The 15,746-nt window shown below is 37.1% G+C and carries 13 protein-coding genes; all 13 read right to left on the minus strand.

Annotated elements, in window-relative coordinates; all coding sequences use genetic code 11:
* Positions 1-71: 71 nt before the first annotated feature.
* Complete coding sequence (ftsY, locus tag TX86_RS11640) at positions 72-1,052, minus strand: signal recognition particle-docking protein FtsY (RefSeq protein WP_042348954.1); 981 nt, start codon at positions 1,050-1,052, stop codon at positions 72-74.
* 11 nt (positions 1,053-1,063) lie between these two features.
* Positions 1,064-4,627 carry a chromosome segregation protein SMC gene (gene smc / locus TX86_RS11645; RefSeq protein WP_042348955.1) on the minus strand — a complete coding sequence of 1,188 codons (3,564 nt, stop codon included), beginning with the start codon at positions 4,625-4,627 and terminating at the stop codon, positions 1,064-1,066.
* 28 nt (positions 4,628-4,655) lie between these two features.
* A complete protein-coding gene (gene rnc / locus TX86_RS11650) occupies positions 4,656-5,393 on the minus strand; it encodes a ribonuclease III (RefSeq protein ID WP_042348956.1) in 738 nt (245 codons plus the stop codon).
* A gap of 504 nt (positions 5,394-5,897) precedes the next feature.
* On the minus strand, positions 5,898-6,131 hold the full coding sequence (gene acpP / locus TX86_RS11655) for an acyl carrier protein (protein ID WP_042348957.1): 234 nt from the start codon (positions 6,129-6,131) through the stop codon (positions 5,898-5,900).
* Between the two features lie 104 nt (positions 6,132-6,235).
* A complete protein-coding gene (gene fabG / locus TX86_RS11660; RefSeq protein WP_042348958.1) occupies positions 6,236-6,979 on the minus strand; it encodes a 3-oxoacyl-[acyl-carrier-protein] reductase in 744 nt (247 codons plus the stop codon).
* A gap of 2 nt (positions 6,980-6,981) precedes the next feature.
* The gene (gene fabD / locus TX86_RS11665; protein ID WP_042348959.1) at positions 6,982-7,926 is read right to left on the minus strand and encodes an ACP S-malonyltransferase; all 945 of its coding nucleotides are present in this window, start codon (positions 7,924-7,926) and stop codon (positions 6,982-6,984) included.
* Positions 7,927-7,955: 29 nt separating this feature from the next.
* The gene (gene plsX / locus TX86_RS11670) at positions 7,956-8,942 is read right to left on the minus strand and encodes a phosphate acyltransferase PlsX (RefSeq protein ID WP_042348960.1); all 987 of its coding nucleotides are present in this window, start codon (positions 8,940-8,942) and stop codon (positions 7,956-7,958) included.
* Positions 8,926-9,522, minus strand: a complete 597-nt coding sequence (fapR, locus tag TX86_RS11675) for a transcription factor FapR (RefSeq protein WP_042348962.1) — start codon at positions 9,520-9,522, stop codon at positions 8,926-8,928. The genes plsX and fapR overlap by 17 nt, the downstream gene beginning before the upstream one ends.
* Positions 9,523-9,649: 127 nt before the next feature.
* Positions 9,650-11,695 (minus strand): ATP-dependent DNA helicase RecG, encoded by a 2,046-nt coding sequence (gene recG / locus TX86_RS11680; protein WP_042348963.1) that lies wholly within the window; start codon positions 11,693-11,695, stop codon positions 9,650-9,652.
* Positions 11,692-12,579 (minus strand): L-serine ammonia-lyase, iron-sulfur-dependent, subunit alpha, encoded by an 888-nt coding sequence (gene sdaAA, locus TX86_RS11685; protein WP_042348964.1) that lies wholly within the window; start codon positions 12,577-12,579, stop codon positions 11,692-11,694. The genes recG and sdaAA overlap by 4 nt, the downstream gene beginning before the upstream one ends.
* A gap of 23 nt (positions 12,580-12,602) precedes the next feature.
* Entirely contained in the window at positions 12,603-13,265 is a 663-nt protein-coding gene (gene sdaAB, locus TX86_RS11690) for an L-serine ammonia-lyase, iron-sulfur-dependent subunit beta (RefSeq protein WP_042348965.1), read from the minus strand.
* A 204-nt stretch (positions 13,266-13,469) separates the two neighbouring features.
* On the minus strand, positions 13,470-15,149 hold the full coding sequence (locus tag TX86_RS11695) for a DAK2 domain-containing protein (RefSeq protein ID WP_042348966.1): 1,680 nt from the start codon (positions 15,147-15,149) through the stop codon (positions 13,470-13,472).
* A gap of 16 nt (positions 15,150-15,165) precedes the next feature.
* On the minus strand, positions 15,166-15,528 hold the full coding sequence (locus TX86_RS11700; RefSeq protein WP_042348967.1) for an Asp23/Gls24 family envelope stress response protein: 363 nt from the start codon (positions 15,526-15,528) through the stop codon (positions 15,166-15,168).
* Positions 15,529-15,746: the final 218 nt, after the last annotated feature.

The raw sequence follows: 15,746 nt of genomic DNA on the forward strand, positions 1-15,746 counted from the left end.
AATTACCACAAACACACTTTTTATACAAAAAAACAACGAGCATTCTAATGAACACTCGTTGTTTTTCATTTTTATTCATTATCCACTAAATCAGCAAATAATCCATATACATATTTCTCTGCATCAAACGGCTGCAAATCATCCATTTTCTCACCAAGCCCAACAAACTTCACAGGAATGTCTAATTCATTTTTAATCGCAAGGACGATCCCACCTTTAGCTGTACCGTCTAGCTTCGTTAAAACGATTCCTGATACGTCTGTAGCCTCTTTAAACGTCTTGGCTTGAATTAATGCATTTTGTCCAGTTGTCGCATCTAATACAAGAAGTACCTCATGAGGAGCACCTGGTATTTCACGTTCAATGACCTTCTTTACCTTTTCTAACTCCTTCATTAAGTTAACCTTATTTTGAAGGCGACCTGCAGTATCACAAAGTAAGACATCCGCACCGCGTGAACGAGCTGCTTGCACTGCATCAAACATAACAGCAGCTGGGTCTGAGCCTGCACCTTGTTTAATGACATCCACACCAACACGATCTCCCCACACTTCTAACTGCTCAATAGCTCCAGCACGGAATGTATCACCTGCTGCTAATAAAACCTTTTTACCTTCACTCTTAAACTTATGCGCTAGCTTTCCGATTGTCGTTGTCTTACCAACACCGTTAACACCAACAAAAAGAATAACTGTTAAATCATTTTGCATAGCAATATTCGCATCTACTTCTTCTTTATTACGGTAAATCTCTACTAGCTTTTCAGAAATAACTGCTTGTACTTCTTTTGTATCTTGGATGTTACGACGCTTCACTTCCATCTTTAACTCTTCAATTAACGCCATAACCGTGTCAAAGCCCACATCTGCCGTAATTAAGATTTCTTCTAGCTCTTCAAAGAAATCCTCGTCCACTTTACGGTATCTTGCTACAAGATCATTTACCTTACCAGCAAATGAATCACGCGTTTTTGTAAGACCTTGCTTAAACTTTTCGCTTGCTTGGTCCGTTGTCGCTGTAAATTTATCTTTTAATTTTTTAAAGAAACTCATACTTTCACTTCCTATTTCAGTTGTTCTGTAACTTCTTTATCATCTAATCTAACTGACACTAGTTTTGATACGCCAGATTCTTGCATAGTTATACCATACAAAACATCTGCCGATTCCATTGTACCTTTACGATGCGTAATAACAATGAATTGTGTCTCGGAACTAAATTTCTTTAAATATTCGCTAAAACGAACGACATTCGCTTCATCTAATGCTGCTTCAACTTCATCCAACACACAGAACGGCACAGGGCGTACGATTAGAATAGAAAACAGCAAGGCAATTGCTGTTAGCGCACGTTCTCCACCGGAAAGCAAATTCAGGTTTTGCAATTTCTTTCCGGGTGGCTGAGCAATAATTTCAACACCAGTATTTAATAAATCATCTGGATTGGTTAATCTTAGCTCCGCTCTACCACCACCAAATAATTGTTGAAACACACGTTCAAATTGATCGCGGATACCGTTAAACGTCTCTTCAAAACGCCGCTTCATCTCAACATCCATCTCATCAATTACTTGGAATAATGTTTCCTTCGCTTCTAATAAGTCTTCTCGTTGCTCTGTCAGAAAACTAAAACGTTCATGCACTCTTTCATATTCATCAATTGCACCCAGATTAATCGTTCCTAACTCTTCGATTGCTAACTTAATAAGCTTAACTTTCTTTCTCGTTTCTTCTGGAGAATACACTAAAGAATACTGCTCTTTAGCCGCTTCAAAAGTTAAAACATATTCCTCTTGCAATTGTTGTAAGCGATTATCTAGTTCAACATCTAGACGATTTATTTTTACTTCCTCATCTTTTAACGATTCGAAATGACCTTTATATACACGTTTTAATTCTTTTAACTCTATTTCGCCATCATCAAGAACAAGTTGAAGCTTGCTTCTTTCTTCTCGTCGTTTTGAAATAAGTTGTACAGTTTCTTGCTTTTCTTTTTGCTTTTGTTTAACTGCAATATCAAGTTGCTGTTCACCACTATCATGGCTTTCCAAATCATCAAACAATAAAGCCATATTTTCTTTTGCTTCAGTTTCTTTCGTTTGCCACTGCTGTAAATCTTGAAGAATTCGCTCATATTTATCTTCGAGATTTTGTAATTGTTGGTTTTTAGATGCATACTGTACTTTTAATTCATTCATTTCTTGAAGAACAACATCCTTAGACAATTGTTGATCTTGTTTCTTCGCTGTTAGCTCCTCAATAATTGTCTTTTGTTCTTCAATCTCTTTACGGCAATTTGCTAAAAACTGCTGCAATTCTAGCATACGCTTTTCTTTTTGTTGTTTTTCTGCTTGAAACGATGATTTTTCATGATCGTAAAGCGAGAGTCTATCATTCATATTACGCTCTTCTATCTCTACTTCACGTAAATCTCCTTTCAAACTTTGCTCTTTGAAACGAAGCTCTTCCTGCTGCTTTCGAATCGTATCACAAGCCTCTGTATGCTCTTGTATCGCAACTTTAATACTTTTCACTTCACTTTCTAGCTTTGCAGTCTTTTCTTCCATAACTGGCAATTTGGCCTTCAAATCTTCTAGCTCACCTTTACGAGACAATAAAGAATAATTTTTCCCTTTCGTGCCTCCACCTGTCATACTTCCACCAGTATTCACAACATCTCCATCAACGGTAACAATGCGATATTTAAACCCAAGTTGACGCGCCATTTCATTGGCGCCTTTCAAATCTCTTGTAATAATTACCGTACCGAGAAGATTAGTCATGATTGATGTATATTTTGCATCAAACTGTATTAATTTAGATGCAACGCCGACATAAGAAGGATGATGCTCAATAGTTTGTAGTTGATTAGAAGGAATATTTCTTTCTTTCATTACTGATAGTGGCAGAAAAGTAGCTCGACCAAAAGAATGTTGTTTTAAAAACTGAATCGCACGTCTAGCATTTTCTTCTGTTTGAACGACAATATGTTGCATAGCAGAGCCTAATGCAATTTCAATAGCCGTATTATATTCTTTTGGAACAGTCATTAATTCAGCGACCGCTCCCTCAATACCTTGTAAACTTTTCGCCTTTAGAACTTCTTTAACACCTTGAAAGAACCCAGCATATTCATCTTCCATACCTTGCAGGATATCAATTCTAGACTTGCTTTGTTGTACGAATTGATAAGCTTGATATAGTTTAGATTCTTGCGACTGATATTTATTTTGAAGTTTATCGAGCTGAGTCTTACTTTCAAAATACTTTGTTGCTGTTTGATCTATTTTTTCTACTAATTGCTGTAAACGCTCTAATAATTCTGTTCTTTTTTCGATAATTTCTGAGCGTTTTTCAAGCAAGCCTTGATTTTCTTGGTCTAAGCGATTATTACGTTGCATAGTTTGTTGCATTTGTTGTTCTAACATACGCGATTCATTATTCGCCGCTGCTTGTGTATTGAGCAATTCAATATAATCACTTTTTAATGTTTCAATCTCTGTTTCTAAATCTTCGCTATACGCACCTAACACATTTTCTTTTTCAGCAAGCTGAGATTTAATAACAGCAACATCTTTTTTTACATTTTCTAAAATACTTTGTTGTGTTGCTTGTTCTTCTACTAATCGCTGAATTTGATTAGTAGCTTCTCGTATTGCATCTTCTACTTGCTGTCTCGTTTGTGTAGCGTTTTTCTTTCTTTCTTGTAATACATTTTTGCGTCCTTCTAACTTCTCTAATTCCTGAGTAGTTAATAAAAGAACCTCTTGCAAGTCGCTAACCGACTCATCTAACGCTGTAATTTGATCTCGCAGCTTAACAATTTCTGCTTCTTTCGACTGTACATCAGTATTCATTTGCACTTCAGTATCTTTATGCTCTTTATAGTTTTGCGTCAGTGTTTGCCAATTGTCATGCAATTCTTCAATATCATGTACTGTAAGAGCTACTTCATATTGCTGCAATTCTTCTTTTTTCTCTAAATAATCTTTTGCTATCGAAGCTTGAATCTTTAAAGGCTCGACTTGCCCCTCTAACTCATGAACAATATCTTGTACACGATTTAAATTGTCCTGAGTTTCAGTAAGCTTTTGCTCAGCTTTCCTTTTGCGTGTTTTATATTTCAACACACCCGCAGCTTCTTCGAAAATTGTTCTACGATCTTCCGCTTTACTGCTAAGAATCTCTTCAACTTTCCCTTGACTTATGATAGAAAAGGCTTCACGCCCAAGTCCTGAATCCATAAACAAATCTACGATATCTTTTAAACGACATGCTTGTTTGTTAATGAAAAATTCACTTTCACCTGAGCGATACACCCTTCTTGTAACGCTCACTTCTTGGAAATCAAAACTTAAAAACTGATCGCTATTATCTAATGTTAGTGTAACTTCAGCAAAGTTAAGTGATTTCCTCGAATCACTTCCAACAAAAATTATATCTTCCATTTTTGTGCCGCGTAACGATTTTGCAGACTGTTCACCTAAAACCCAACGGATGGCATCCGTAACATTACTTTTGCCACTACCGTTAGGTCCTACAACCGCTGTAACTCCCTCTACAAAATCAATTGATATTCTTTCGGCAAACGATTTAAATCCAATGACATCTAAACGCTTGAGGAACAAGTATATTTCCCCTTTCAATACTCTACATTTATTTCTTCTCGATGTTTTTTAAGTTTGTTAATGCCTGCTCGGCAGCTTTTTGTTCCGCTTCTTTCTTAGAGCGACCAATACCAGTCCCCATCGTTTCACCATTTAATGCAACTTTTGAAACGAATTCTTTATTATGGGCTGGTCCTTTTTCTTGATGAATTTTGTACTCAATTACTCCAGCTCCATCACGCTGAACAAGTTCTTGAAGTTGACTCTTGAAATCCATCACATGAGAAAAAGCACCTTCGTCAATTTTAGGAAATACTGTTAATTGTAAAAACTTATATACCATATCCATACCTTGATCTAAATAGAGAGCTCCGATAAATGCTTCAAACACATCAGCTAACAATGCCGGACGTTCTCTACCACCTGTTAATTCTTCTCCTTTTCCAAGAAGAACAAGCTTACCAAATGACATGAAATGAGCAAATCTAACTAGTGACGGCTCGCATACAATTGCTGCACGTAATTTAGTCAATTCTCCTTCACTCATTAATGGATATTTTTTATATAAGTATTGAGAAACTGTTAACTCCAAAACAGCATCTCCTAAAAATTCAAGCCTTTCATTATCTTCATATGGCTTACGACGATGCTCATTCACATAAGATGAATGTGTAAATGCTTGCTTTAATAATCGTTCATTAGTAAAACGAAAACCTGTTTCTTTTTGAAATTGTTCAAACTTCATATTTTTACTTGGAGCTCTTCTTTCTTTTCCGTTCTTCCGCATAATATCCTCCGAAACCATAAATCTAACAATTTAAAGGGTATACCTACATTATCGTTACATCAAGCCCCTTTTAAAACAATTGCTTATGTTTTATAGTAAATTATTAATCAACATTCTTAAGTATATAAAATGATTGTGAAAAAAGAAAATAATCTTTTTAAAAATACACTATATAAGCACAGTTTACAGACATTAAGCCCAGAAAGAAAGAGCGTTCTGTTAAATGTGCTAGTAGAAAAGAAAAAAGACCTTTCCCTTACGTAGAAAGAGTTTGCTTACTTAGTCAAATAAATCTACTTAGTAAGTGAATCCACCGTTTCTTCGTTTCGAGTTGGCCTTGGCTAACTTTATCCCGTTCTAATTGACGTTAGATTTCCACTTCTTAACTTCTTAGTAACAAAGAGTTTGAAGTAGGAATTTACGTCAGTAAGAACCCGATTGGTTCAACTAACCATAAGTAAAGGTTATAATACCTCTACTTATGGAAGTTTCACTTTATATAAATTACATATTGCTTTCTATGTAATTAACGGCGTCTCCAACCGTTGAGATTTTTTCAGCATCTTCGTCGGAAATTTCCATACCGAATTCATCTTCAAGCTCCATTACAAGCTCAACTACATCAAGAGAATCAGCACCTAAATCTTCTTTGAATGAAGCTTCTGGTTTTACTTCAGACTCTTCAACTTCAAGACGATCAACGACGATTTTCGTAATACGTTCTAAAACATCTGCCACTGCGATTCACCTCCTTTCAAGTCATTATATTATAGTGTATTTTGTTACGATAATAAATAAATTTCTTTCACTTTGGAATAAGTTAACTATTTCCAAAACATCAACTACATAACCATACCGCCATCAACACATAGCGTCTGACCTGTCATATAAGCACTGTCACTTGAAGCTAAGAAAGAAACAACCTTCGCAATATCTTCAGGCTGACCAAATCTAGCAAGCGGAATTTGAGTTAATAGGCTTGTTCTCACTTCTTCTGGAAGTTGGTCCGTCATATCGGTTGTAATAAATCCAGGAGCAACTGCATTAACAGTAATACCTCTTGGAGCAAGTTCTTTAGCTGTTGTTTTCGTTAAACCAATTACACCTGCTTTAGCTGCTACATAGTTAGCTTGTCCAGCATTACCAACTACACCAACTACACTCGCCACGTTAATGATACGACCTTTACGTTGTTTCATCATTGGTCTTGTAACGCTCTTCGTACATAGGAACACACCTTTTAAGTTCGTATCAAGGACTGTATCCCACTCTTCTTCCTTCATTCTCATTAATAAATTATCTCTTGTTACACCCGCATTATTAACAAGAATATCGATTTTCCCGAATTCTTCAATAGCTGTTTTCACCATACTAGCTACTTCATCACTATTAGCAACATTACAACGAACTGCAATCGCTTGTTGTCCAAGAGCCTTAATCTCTTCTACTACCGCTTTTGCTTTATCTTCGCTACCAGCATAGTTTACAATTACTGACGCTCCTTGACTAGCTAACTCTAGGGCAATTGCTCTTCCTAGTCCTCTTGAAGCTCCTGTTACAAGTGCTACTTGGTCTTGTAATTTCACGATTACATTTCCTCCTTTAATGCCGTTACAACAGCTTGAACTTCGCTTTCATTAGAAACAGAAAAGATGCGTACACTCCGATCAATTTTCTTAATTAAGCCAGACAATACTTTACCTGGACCTACTTCAATAAATGTATCAACACCTAATTCAATCATTTTCTCCACACAATCTTGCCATAGAACAGGAGAATATAATTGCTCAATTAATAATCCTTTCATTTCCTCTGAAGATTGTACTGGCTGTGCAGTTACATTCGAAATAACAGGAATAACAGCGTCATTCCAAGTAATCTTTTCAAAAGTTGCTTGTAAGTTTGAAGAAGCCGGCTTCATCAAGCTTGAATGGAATGGACCACTAACAACTAATGGCATAGCTCTCTTTGCACCAATGCTCTTCGCAGCTTCAGAAGCTTTTTTAACGCCTTCCGCAGAACCTGAAATAACAATTTGACCTGGACAATTTATATTCGCAAGTTGAACAGGATTGCCCTCAGCCGTAATAGAAGCTGTTAAATCTTCTAAAGCTTTGCGTTCAGCACCTAATACCGCCGCCATGCTGCCTTGCCCTGCTGGTACCGCTTCTTCCATGTACTCTCCACGTCTACGAACAGCCATCACAGCATCATCGAAAGATAATACATTAGCAGCTACTAACGCACTGTACTCACCTAAGCTATGACCTGCAACATAGTCAGCTTGAATATTATATTCTTGTAAACGAGATAAGATGGCAATACTTGTAGTCAATAAACTTGGTTGAGCATTCGTTGTTAAAGTAAGTTCTTCTCCCGGCCCGTTAAAAATAATATCACTTAAACCAATTTGTAATACTTCATCCGCACGATCAAAGTATGCTTTCACACTCGAAAACTCATCAGAAAGTTCCTTTCCCATTCCAACAGTTTGTGATCCTTGACCAGGAAAAACAAAAGCGATTTTTGCCATTCTTTTCTCTCCTTCAAACAATCTAATTCTTATTTTTTCTCTTCCATGTATGATGTAATAGTTTGAGCTACATCATGCTGCACCATTGTCTTCGTTTGACGAATCGCATTAAAGAATGCATTGCTATCAGAAGATCCATGAGCTTTAATAACAGGTGCTTTTAATCCAAAAAGACCTGCACCTCCATACTCAGAATAATCCATTTTGGACTTAATATTCATTAATTCAGGTTTCAAAACAGCGGCAGCAAGCTTGCTTTTCAAGTTGCTCATCATTGCTTCTTTAATCATCTTGAACAAATTCATTGCTGTACCCTCTACTGTTTTCAAAACCATATTCCCAGTGAAACCATCTGTAACAACAACGTCAGCTACACCATTTAGTAAATCTCTACTCTCGACATTACCTACAAAATTAATAGGTGCTTCTTGTAAAAGAGCATAGGCTGCCTTCGTTAATTCTGTTCCCTTCTTTTCTTCCGTTCCGATGTTCAACAATCCAACACGAGGTTGTTTTAACCCACGAACTTTTTCAGCGTAAACAGAACCCATGATAGCAAACTGAACTAAGTGCTCTGGTCTTGCCTCTGAATTTGCTCCAACATCAAGTAAAACAAAGCCATCTCCATTTAAAGTAGGAAGTGTTGGTGCTAAGGCTGGGCGTTCAATCCCTTTAATACGTCCTACAACAAACAATCCAGCTGCCATCAAAGCACCTGTATTTCCTGCTGAAATACAAGCATCAGCTTGGCCGTCAGCTACTGCTTGTGCAGCTAATACCATAGAAGCTTGCTTCTTTCTTCTTACTGCTCGAACTGGCTCATCAGTTGCTAAAATTTCCTCTTCTGTATGTAGTATTTCGATACGTTCATGAGGTGTTATGTATTCGGAGATTTTCTTCTCATCACCTACTAATAAAATAGTAAGGTCATCATATTCTTTAACTGCTCGAAGTGCTCCAAGCACTGCTTCTTTCGGTGCGTGGTCGCCACCCATTGCATCAATCGCGATTTTCATTGAAGTCATCCTTTTTATCAATATTCGATCTGTACATTTCAAAAGAACCTTTAAAAACAAGTTCTGTGCCAACATAGCTATTAACTTCTACTATTGATCTTTTTGAATCATTATCATGCTGCGTTACTTTCGCTTTTGCAATCACTCGTTCATTTTGTTTAACCGGTCTTGTAAAGTTAATATTTGCTTTTGAAGTAAGTGTGAATTCATCATTCGTAACAGCAACTGCCAATGAGTTAGCTTGTGCAAATAGATGATGCCCTCGTGCAATTCCATTTCTTTTAAAGACATGTTCTTTACTTATATCTAAAATCGATATCGCACTTTGATCGAGCTCGATATCAATAATATCCCCAATTACTTCTTCTATCGGTAGCGATTTTATCTCATCGCTATAATTTTTTTCAGCAACATGCTTAATTCTTTCACGTAATTCAGGAATGGACATTTCCAATCGATCAAGACGAATCGTTTGAACACTTACAGAGAATTTATCTGCTAACTCTTCATCTGTAATAAACGGATTCTCATGTATCGTTTCCTTTAGCAATGCTTGCCTTTCTTTCTTATTCCGTCTCATTTATTTTGTCACCATCCGAAGTATTATGACTAGGTACTAATAGTAGTATATATATATTAATAAAAGATTGCAAGACATTGTTACATTCTTGCAATCTATTTATTATTACAAACCAAATGACACTAGCTTAATCTAATTTATCTTGCGCTAAAATACCTGTTGAATCTAAATAAGCACGTAACTGTGCGTAATGCTCTTCTTCCCAGAATGCGTTTGAGTTTATAAGCTGCGAGGCATCATCTCTAGCTACTTCTAACATTCGATAGTCATGAACAAGATCCGCAACCTTAAATTCCGGCAAACCACTCTGTTTCCTACCAAAGAAATCACCAGGCCCTCTTAATTCTAAATCTTTTTCAGAAAGAACAAAACCATCATTCGTCTCAGTCATAATCCTCATACGTTCTTTACCGTTTTCCGATTTAGCATCACTTACTAAAACACAGTATGATTGTTCACTTCCTCGACCAACTCGACCTCGTAATTGGTGTAACTGAGATAAACCGAAGCGCTCTGCATCATATATAAACATAAACGTCGCATTCGGAACATTGACACCAACCTCAACTACCGTGGTAGAAACAAGAACTTGCGATTGATTATCACTGAATTGCCTCATCACTTCATCTTTTTCTACAGTAGGCAGTTTACCATGCATTAATCCAATTTGATACCTCGTCCCAAAATATTGCACTAACATATCATGCACTTCAATCGCATTTTGCAAATCCAGCTTCTCAGATTCTTCAATAAGTGGACAAATCACATACGCTTGTCTTCCTTTTTGAAGTTCTTTCTCCATAAATCCTAATACGCGATCTAACATATTATGCTTCGCCCAATACGTTTCAATTTGCTTTCGTCCCGCTGGCATTTCATCAATAATCGAAACATCCATCTCCCCGAACACCGTAATAGCTAGCGTTCTCGGAATCGGGGTAGCTGTCATAAACAGCACATCTGGATTTTCCCCTTTTTCGCGCAATATACGTCTTTGTTTAACACCAAAACGATGCTGCTCATCTGTAATTACTAAGCCTAAGCGATTAAAAAACACCTCATCACCAATTAATGCATGTGTACCAATAAGTATATCAATTTCGCCAGCTTTCAATGCTTCTAAAAGTTCCCGACGCTTTTTCCCTTTAACAGAGCTCGTAAATAACGCTGTTTTCACACCTGTATCTTTCAACAACTCTTGTATAGAGGCTGCATGTTGTTCCGCTAGTATTTCTGTCGGAACCATTAAAGCCCCTTGGTAACCACTCGTCACAGACGCAAGTAATGCAATAGTGGCTACAACTGTCTTCCCAGACCCTACATCACCTTGCAATAAGCGATTCATTCGATGCGGTGACTTCATATCTTGAAGAATTTCCTGCACTACTCTACTTTGTGCAGAAGTTAAAGGGAACGGAAGACTTTCCATATAATTCGTTAAACTATCATTGTCATATGTATGACTAATCCCTGCAGAGCCCTGCCTTTGAATTCGTCGCAACGCTTGCATTTTTAGTTGAAAAAGCAATAATTCTTCATACGCTATTCGGCGACGCGCTTGCTTAAGGTCATTTTCTCCCATTGGGAAGTGCATAGCACGCAACGCTTGCTTTCTAGTTAACAACTTATACTTTTGCATGAAATATTCTGGCAAAGTTTCGACGATTTCATTTTCAAACTGAGAAAAGGCAAGTCCAATAAACTTACGTAACCCTTTTACCGTTACGCTTCCCTTAGTCGAATACACTGGCTCAAAGGTTTGTTGTTGTTTATTTTGTCCGATTTGAAAATCATTTGCCGTAATAGTTTGCCTATTTCGATCCCACTTACCCGTTATCGTGACAGTTTGATGAAGCTCAAATTTCTTCTTTAAATATGGCTGATTAAAAAACACAACTGTAACTAAATAACGATCTACTAATAATTTAAAAGATAACCTTGTTTTTTTCTTAGCGTAGTACACAGTGGAAGGTGTACTATGAATGACACCTTCCACTGTAACACGCTCATCTTGGGCAGCTTCCTCAAGGTCTTTCAGACGAAAATCTTCGTAGCGATAAGGTAAATATTCTAGTAAATCCGAAACGGTCAAAATCCCCATCTCTTTCAACGCTTCCGACGTTTCCGGCCCAACACCTTTCAATTCAGCTACAGAATGAGATTGTTTCATCATTTTTTCTTATCTAGCGACGACCCGTAAATAGATGCTTCTAATGCTTTTCCCGTACGGGTAGCAGCTAAGCCTCCTTTTGCAGTTTCTCGAAGGGCAACAGGCATCGATTGACCAATACGGAACATTGCTTCGATTACTTCATCACAAGGTATTTTACTCGAAATCCCCGCAAGAGCCATATCTGCAGCAACAACCGCATTAGCTGCACCCATTGCATTCCTTTTCACACATGGAACTTCCACTAGACCAGCAACTGGATCACAAACTAAACCTAACATATTTTTTAACGTTATTGACATTGCTTCAGCACATTGAGAAGGCGTACCTCCAGCTAATTCAACTATAGCTGCTGCTGCCATACCAGAAGCAGAACCCACTTCAGCCTGACAACCACCTGCAGCCCCAGAGATTGAGGCATTATTAGCTACTACAAGACCAAATGCTCCCGCTGTAAATAAGAAGGCCACCATTTGCTCACGCGTCGGCTGTAACTTCTCCTTCAACGCAAACAGTGTTCCAGGCACAACCCCTGCTGAACCTGCGGTTGGCGTAGCACAAACTGTTCCCATTGCTGCATTCACTTCATTTGTAGCTACAGCTTTACTAACCGCATCTAACAAAAGTGGACCTGCAAGACTTTTGCCACTCTCTATATAAGATTGTAACAAGACAGCATCTCCACCCGTTAGCCCTGAGTGTGATTGCACGCCAGCTAAACCTCTTTCAATAGCTCTCTCCATCACATCAAGATTTTGCTCCATCTTAGAGATAACTGCTTCTCTTGAAAGCCCTGTTACTTTCATTTCTTGCTCAATCATGATGTCCGATATTTTTTTATTTTGACTTTCTGCTAATTCGACTAGTTCGGTAACATTTCTAAACAAATGCTCCCCTCCTTCCGCAAATATTAATCAACAATTTTAGTTACACAAATAATATTTGGTAGTATTTCTAATTTATCTAAAATGATATCATCTATATTTTGATCAACTTCAATTGTCATAAGAGCTTTCTTACCCATTTCTTTACGGGAAACTTCCATGTGCCCAATATTGATTTCGTAACGAGCGAGAACATTTGAAACACTTGCAATTGCTCCAAATTTATCATGGTGCTCCACTAAAATAGCAGGATGATTACCAGAAAGCTTCAATTTAAAACCATTCAATTCAATGATTTCAATTTTCCCTCCACCGATTGATATTCCTACTAACTCAAGTTCATCATCACCATCGCCCATTCTTACTTTCACTGTATTCGGGTGATCTGTATCATCATCTTCTACTGAGAAACTAACGTCGACACCTAAATCACCAGCAATCTCAATTGAATTAATGATTCTTTCATCATGCGTATCAAAATCCAATATCCCACCAATAATCGCAACATCTGTTCCATGCCCTTTATATGTCTCGGCAAATGAACCATAGAAATATATTTCGACCCATTTCGGCTGTTTTCTAAATAAACTTCTTGCCACTTTACCAATACGGGCAGCGCCTGCAGTATGCGAACTTGATGGACCAATCATAATAGGCCCAATAATATCAAAGACACTTTTATATTTCACTATCTTCCCTCACTAAATACCAAATATTATTAATACCTTTTCTACTATTAACAAAGTCATTTCATTCATTTTGATTATAGTAGCGTCTCCTATATTTTAAAAGACTAAAAACAGGAATAGAAGAATCTTCTATTCCTGTTTAACATAACATTGTTTCATAAATAAAATCTTCTACATTTATTAATGTGAGCCATGAAACAAGATTTATTCAACTGAAAAAATAAATGAGTACAACGGTTGTTTACCATCATGCAATTCAACTTCAACATCTTCAAAGTTTTCTTCGCAGAATGCCACTAATTGTGCCACTTCGTCTTCATTCACATCTTCACCATAAATGATTGTTAAAATTTCAGCATCTTCATCAATCATATTTTGCAACAATTCTTTCGCCGCTTCTAGCTTGTCTTTGCTTTTATTTGTGATTTTACCTTCAGAAAGTCCCATAAAATCTCCATTTTCGATTTCAAGACCATCAATGCTTGTATCACGAACTGCAAATGTAATTTGACCTGTTTTTACATGTGATAATGCTTCTGTCATAGCTGATTCATTATCTTCAGCTTGTAATGATGGGTTAAACGCTAATAGAGCAGCCATACCTTGAGGAACTGTTTTGGATGGAATCACAATTACATTTTCGTCGACAAGATCCACTGATTGCTGCGCAGCCATAATAATATTTTTATTATTAGGTAAGATAATGACATTTTTCGCATTTACTTCACGAATAGCTTTTACAATATCCTCCGTACTCGGATTCATTGTTTGTCCACCTTCAATGACAGCTTTCGCTCCAATGCTTTTGAATAAATCTGAGATACCTGAACCCATAGCAACTGTTACGATACCGTACTCTTCTGTTTTCTTCGAAAGCACTGGTTGCTGTTGCTTAGCAGAGTCATCTCCATATACGCTTGAGAACTGCTCACGCATATTATCCACTTTAATTTTAATTAAGCTACCGAACTTTTGACCATAGTTTAAACACTCACCTGGTTGTTCAGAGTGAATGTGAACTTTGACAATTTCATCATCCGAGATTACAAGAAGTGAATCACCGTACTCGCTTAAAGTATTTCTGAACTCTTCTTCTACGAAAGGATGATTTTTGACTTTATCGTCTTCAAAACGAACCATAAATTCAGTACAGTAACCAAATTCAATTTCTTCACCGTTCATATGTTCATTTACGTTCATATGGTGTTCAGCACTTACTAACTGATCCATTGAAGGCTGAGATGAAGTAATTCTTTCTCCAAGCTTCTCACCTTTTAATTGAGCAAGAAAACCTTCATAAACGAAAACTAAACCTTGTCCACCACTATCTACTACGCCAACTTCTTTCAGTACAGGTAATAAATTTGGTGTACGTTGTAATGACGCATTTGCTTCTTTCACGATATCTTCCATTACTTTCACGATATCTGTATTTTTTTCAGCAGATTGAACAGCCGCTTTTGCTGCATCTTTAGCAACAGTAAGAATTGTTCCTTCTACCGGCTTCATAACGGCTTTATAAGCAGTAGCAACGCCTGCATCAAACGCAGCCGCAAATTCACTGCTATTAATTGTCGCATTAGCTTCAATTTTTTTTGAGAAGCCACGGAATAATTGAGACAGGATTACACCTGAATTACCGCGAGCACCCATTAGCAATCCTTTTGAAAGAGCCGAACCAACTTTTCCAATATGCTCTTGAATATTATTCTCTACTTCTTTAGCTCCAGAAGTCATAGATAAATTCATGTTAGTACCAGTGTCACCATCTGGAACCGGAAAAACGTTTAAAGCATCTACTAATTTGGCATTAGCAGATAGTTGATGGGCACCTAAGATGATCATTTCTGCAAAACGCTTTCCATCTATACTAGTTATTGACACAAATGTTTCCTCCTTATTACGGGTTCGTCACACGAACTCCCTGCACATAAATATTCACGGAATCGACAGAAAGTCCAACCGTTTTGTCCAGGGTATATTTCACTTTTGACTGAACATTATGAGCAATCTCAGATATCTTAGTACCGTAACTTACGATAATGTACATATCAATATGTACTGCATCTTCTTCTTGGCGAACAATAACACCTTTTGTGAAGTTTTCTTTTCTTAAGATCTCTGCAATTCCATCTTTCAATTGCTTTTTACTTGCCATGCCTACGATTCCGTAGCAATCAACAGCAGCGCCTCCTGCTATTGTAGCGATGACATCGATAGATATATCAATTTGCCCGTAATTTGTTTTTAATTCAATGGACATATGTTATTCCCCCTTTTGGAAAATACAGCTTGACTACAAACATTTTACTATAACAATAAAATTTTTAAAAGTTTTTCTCTGTCTTATTATAAAGCAACAACATAAATAATATGTCAAGGTTTTTTTCTTGAAAGCATATGTCTAGAACTATTGCATTTCTATTTTATGTATGATACATTATTTAAGTATTTGATAATTGACTTAAGAACTATTGATAC

Source organism: Bacillus massiliigorillae, assembly GCF_000380245.2.
Classification (GTDB): domain Bacteria; phylum Bacillota; class Bacilli; order Bacillales; family DSM-1321; genus Bacillus_AD; species Bacillus_AD massiliigorillae.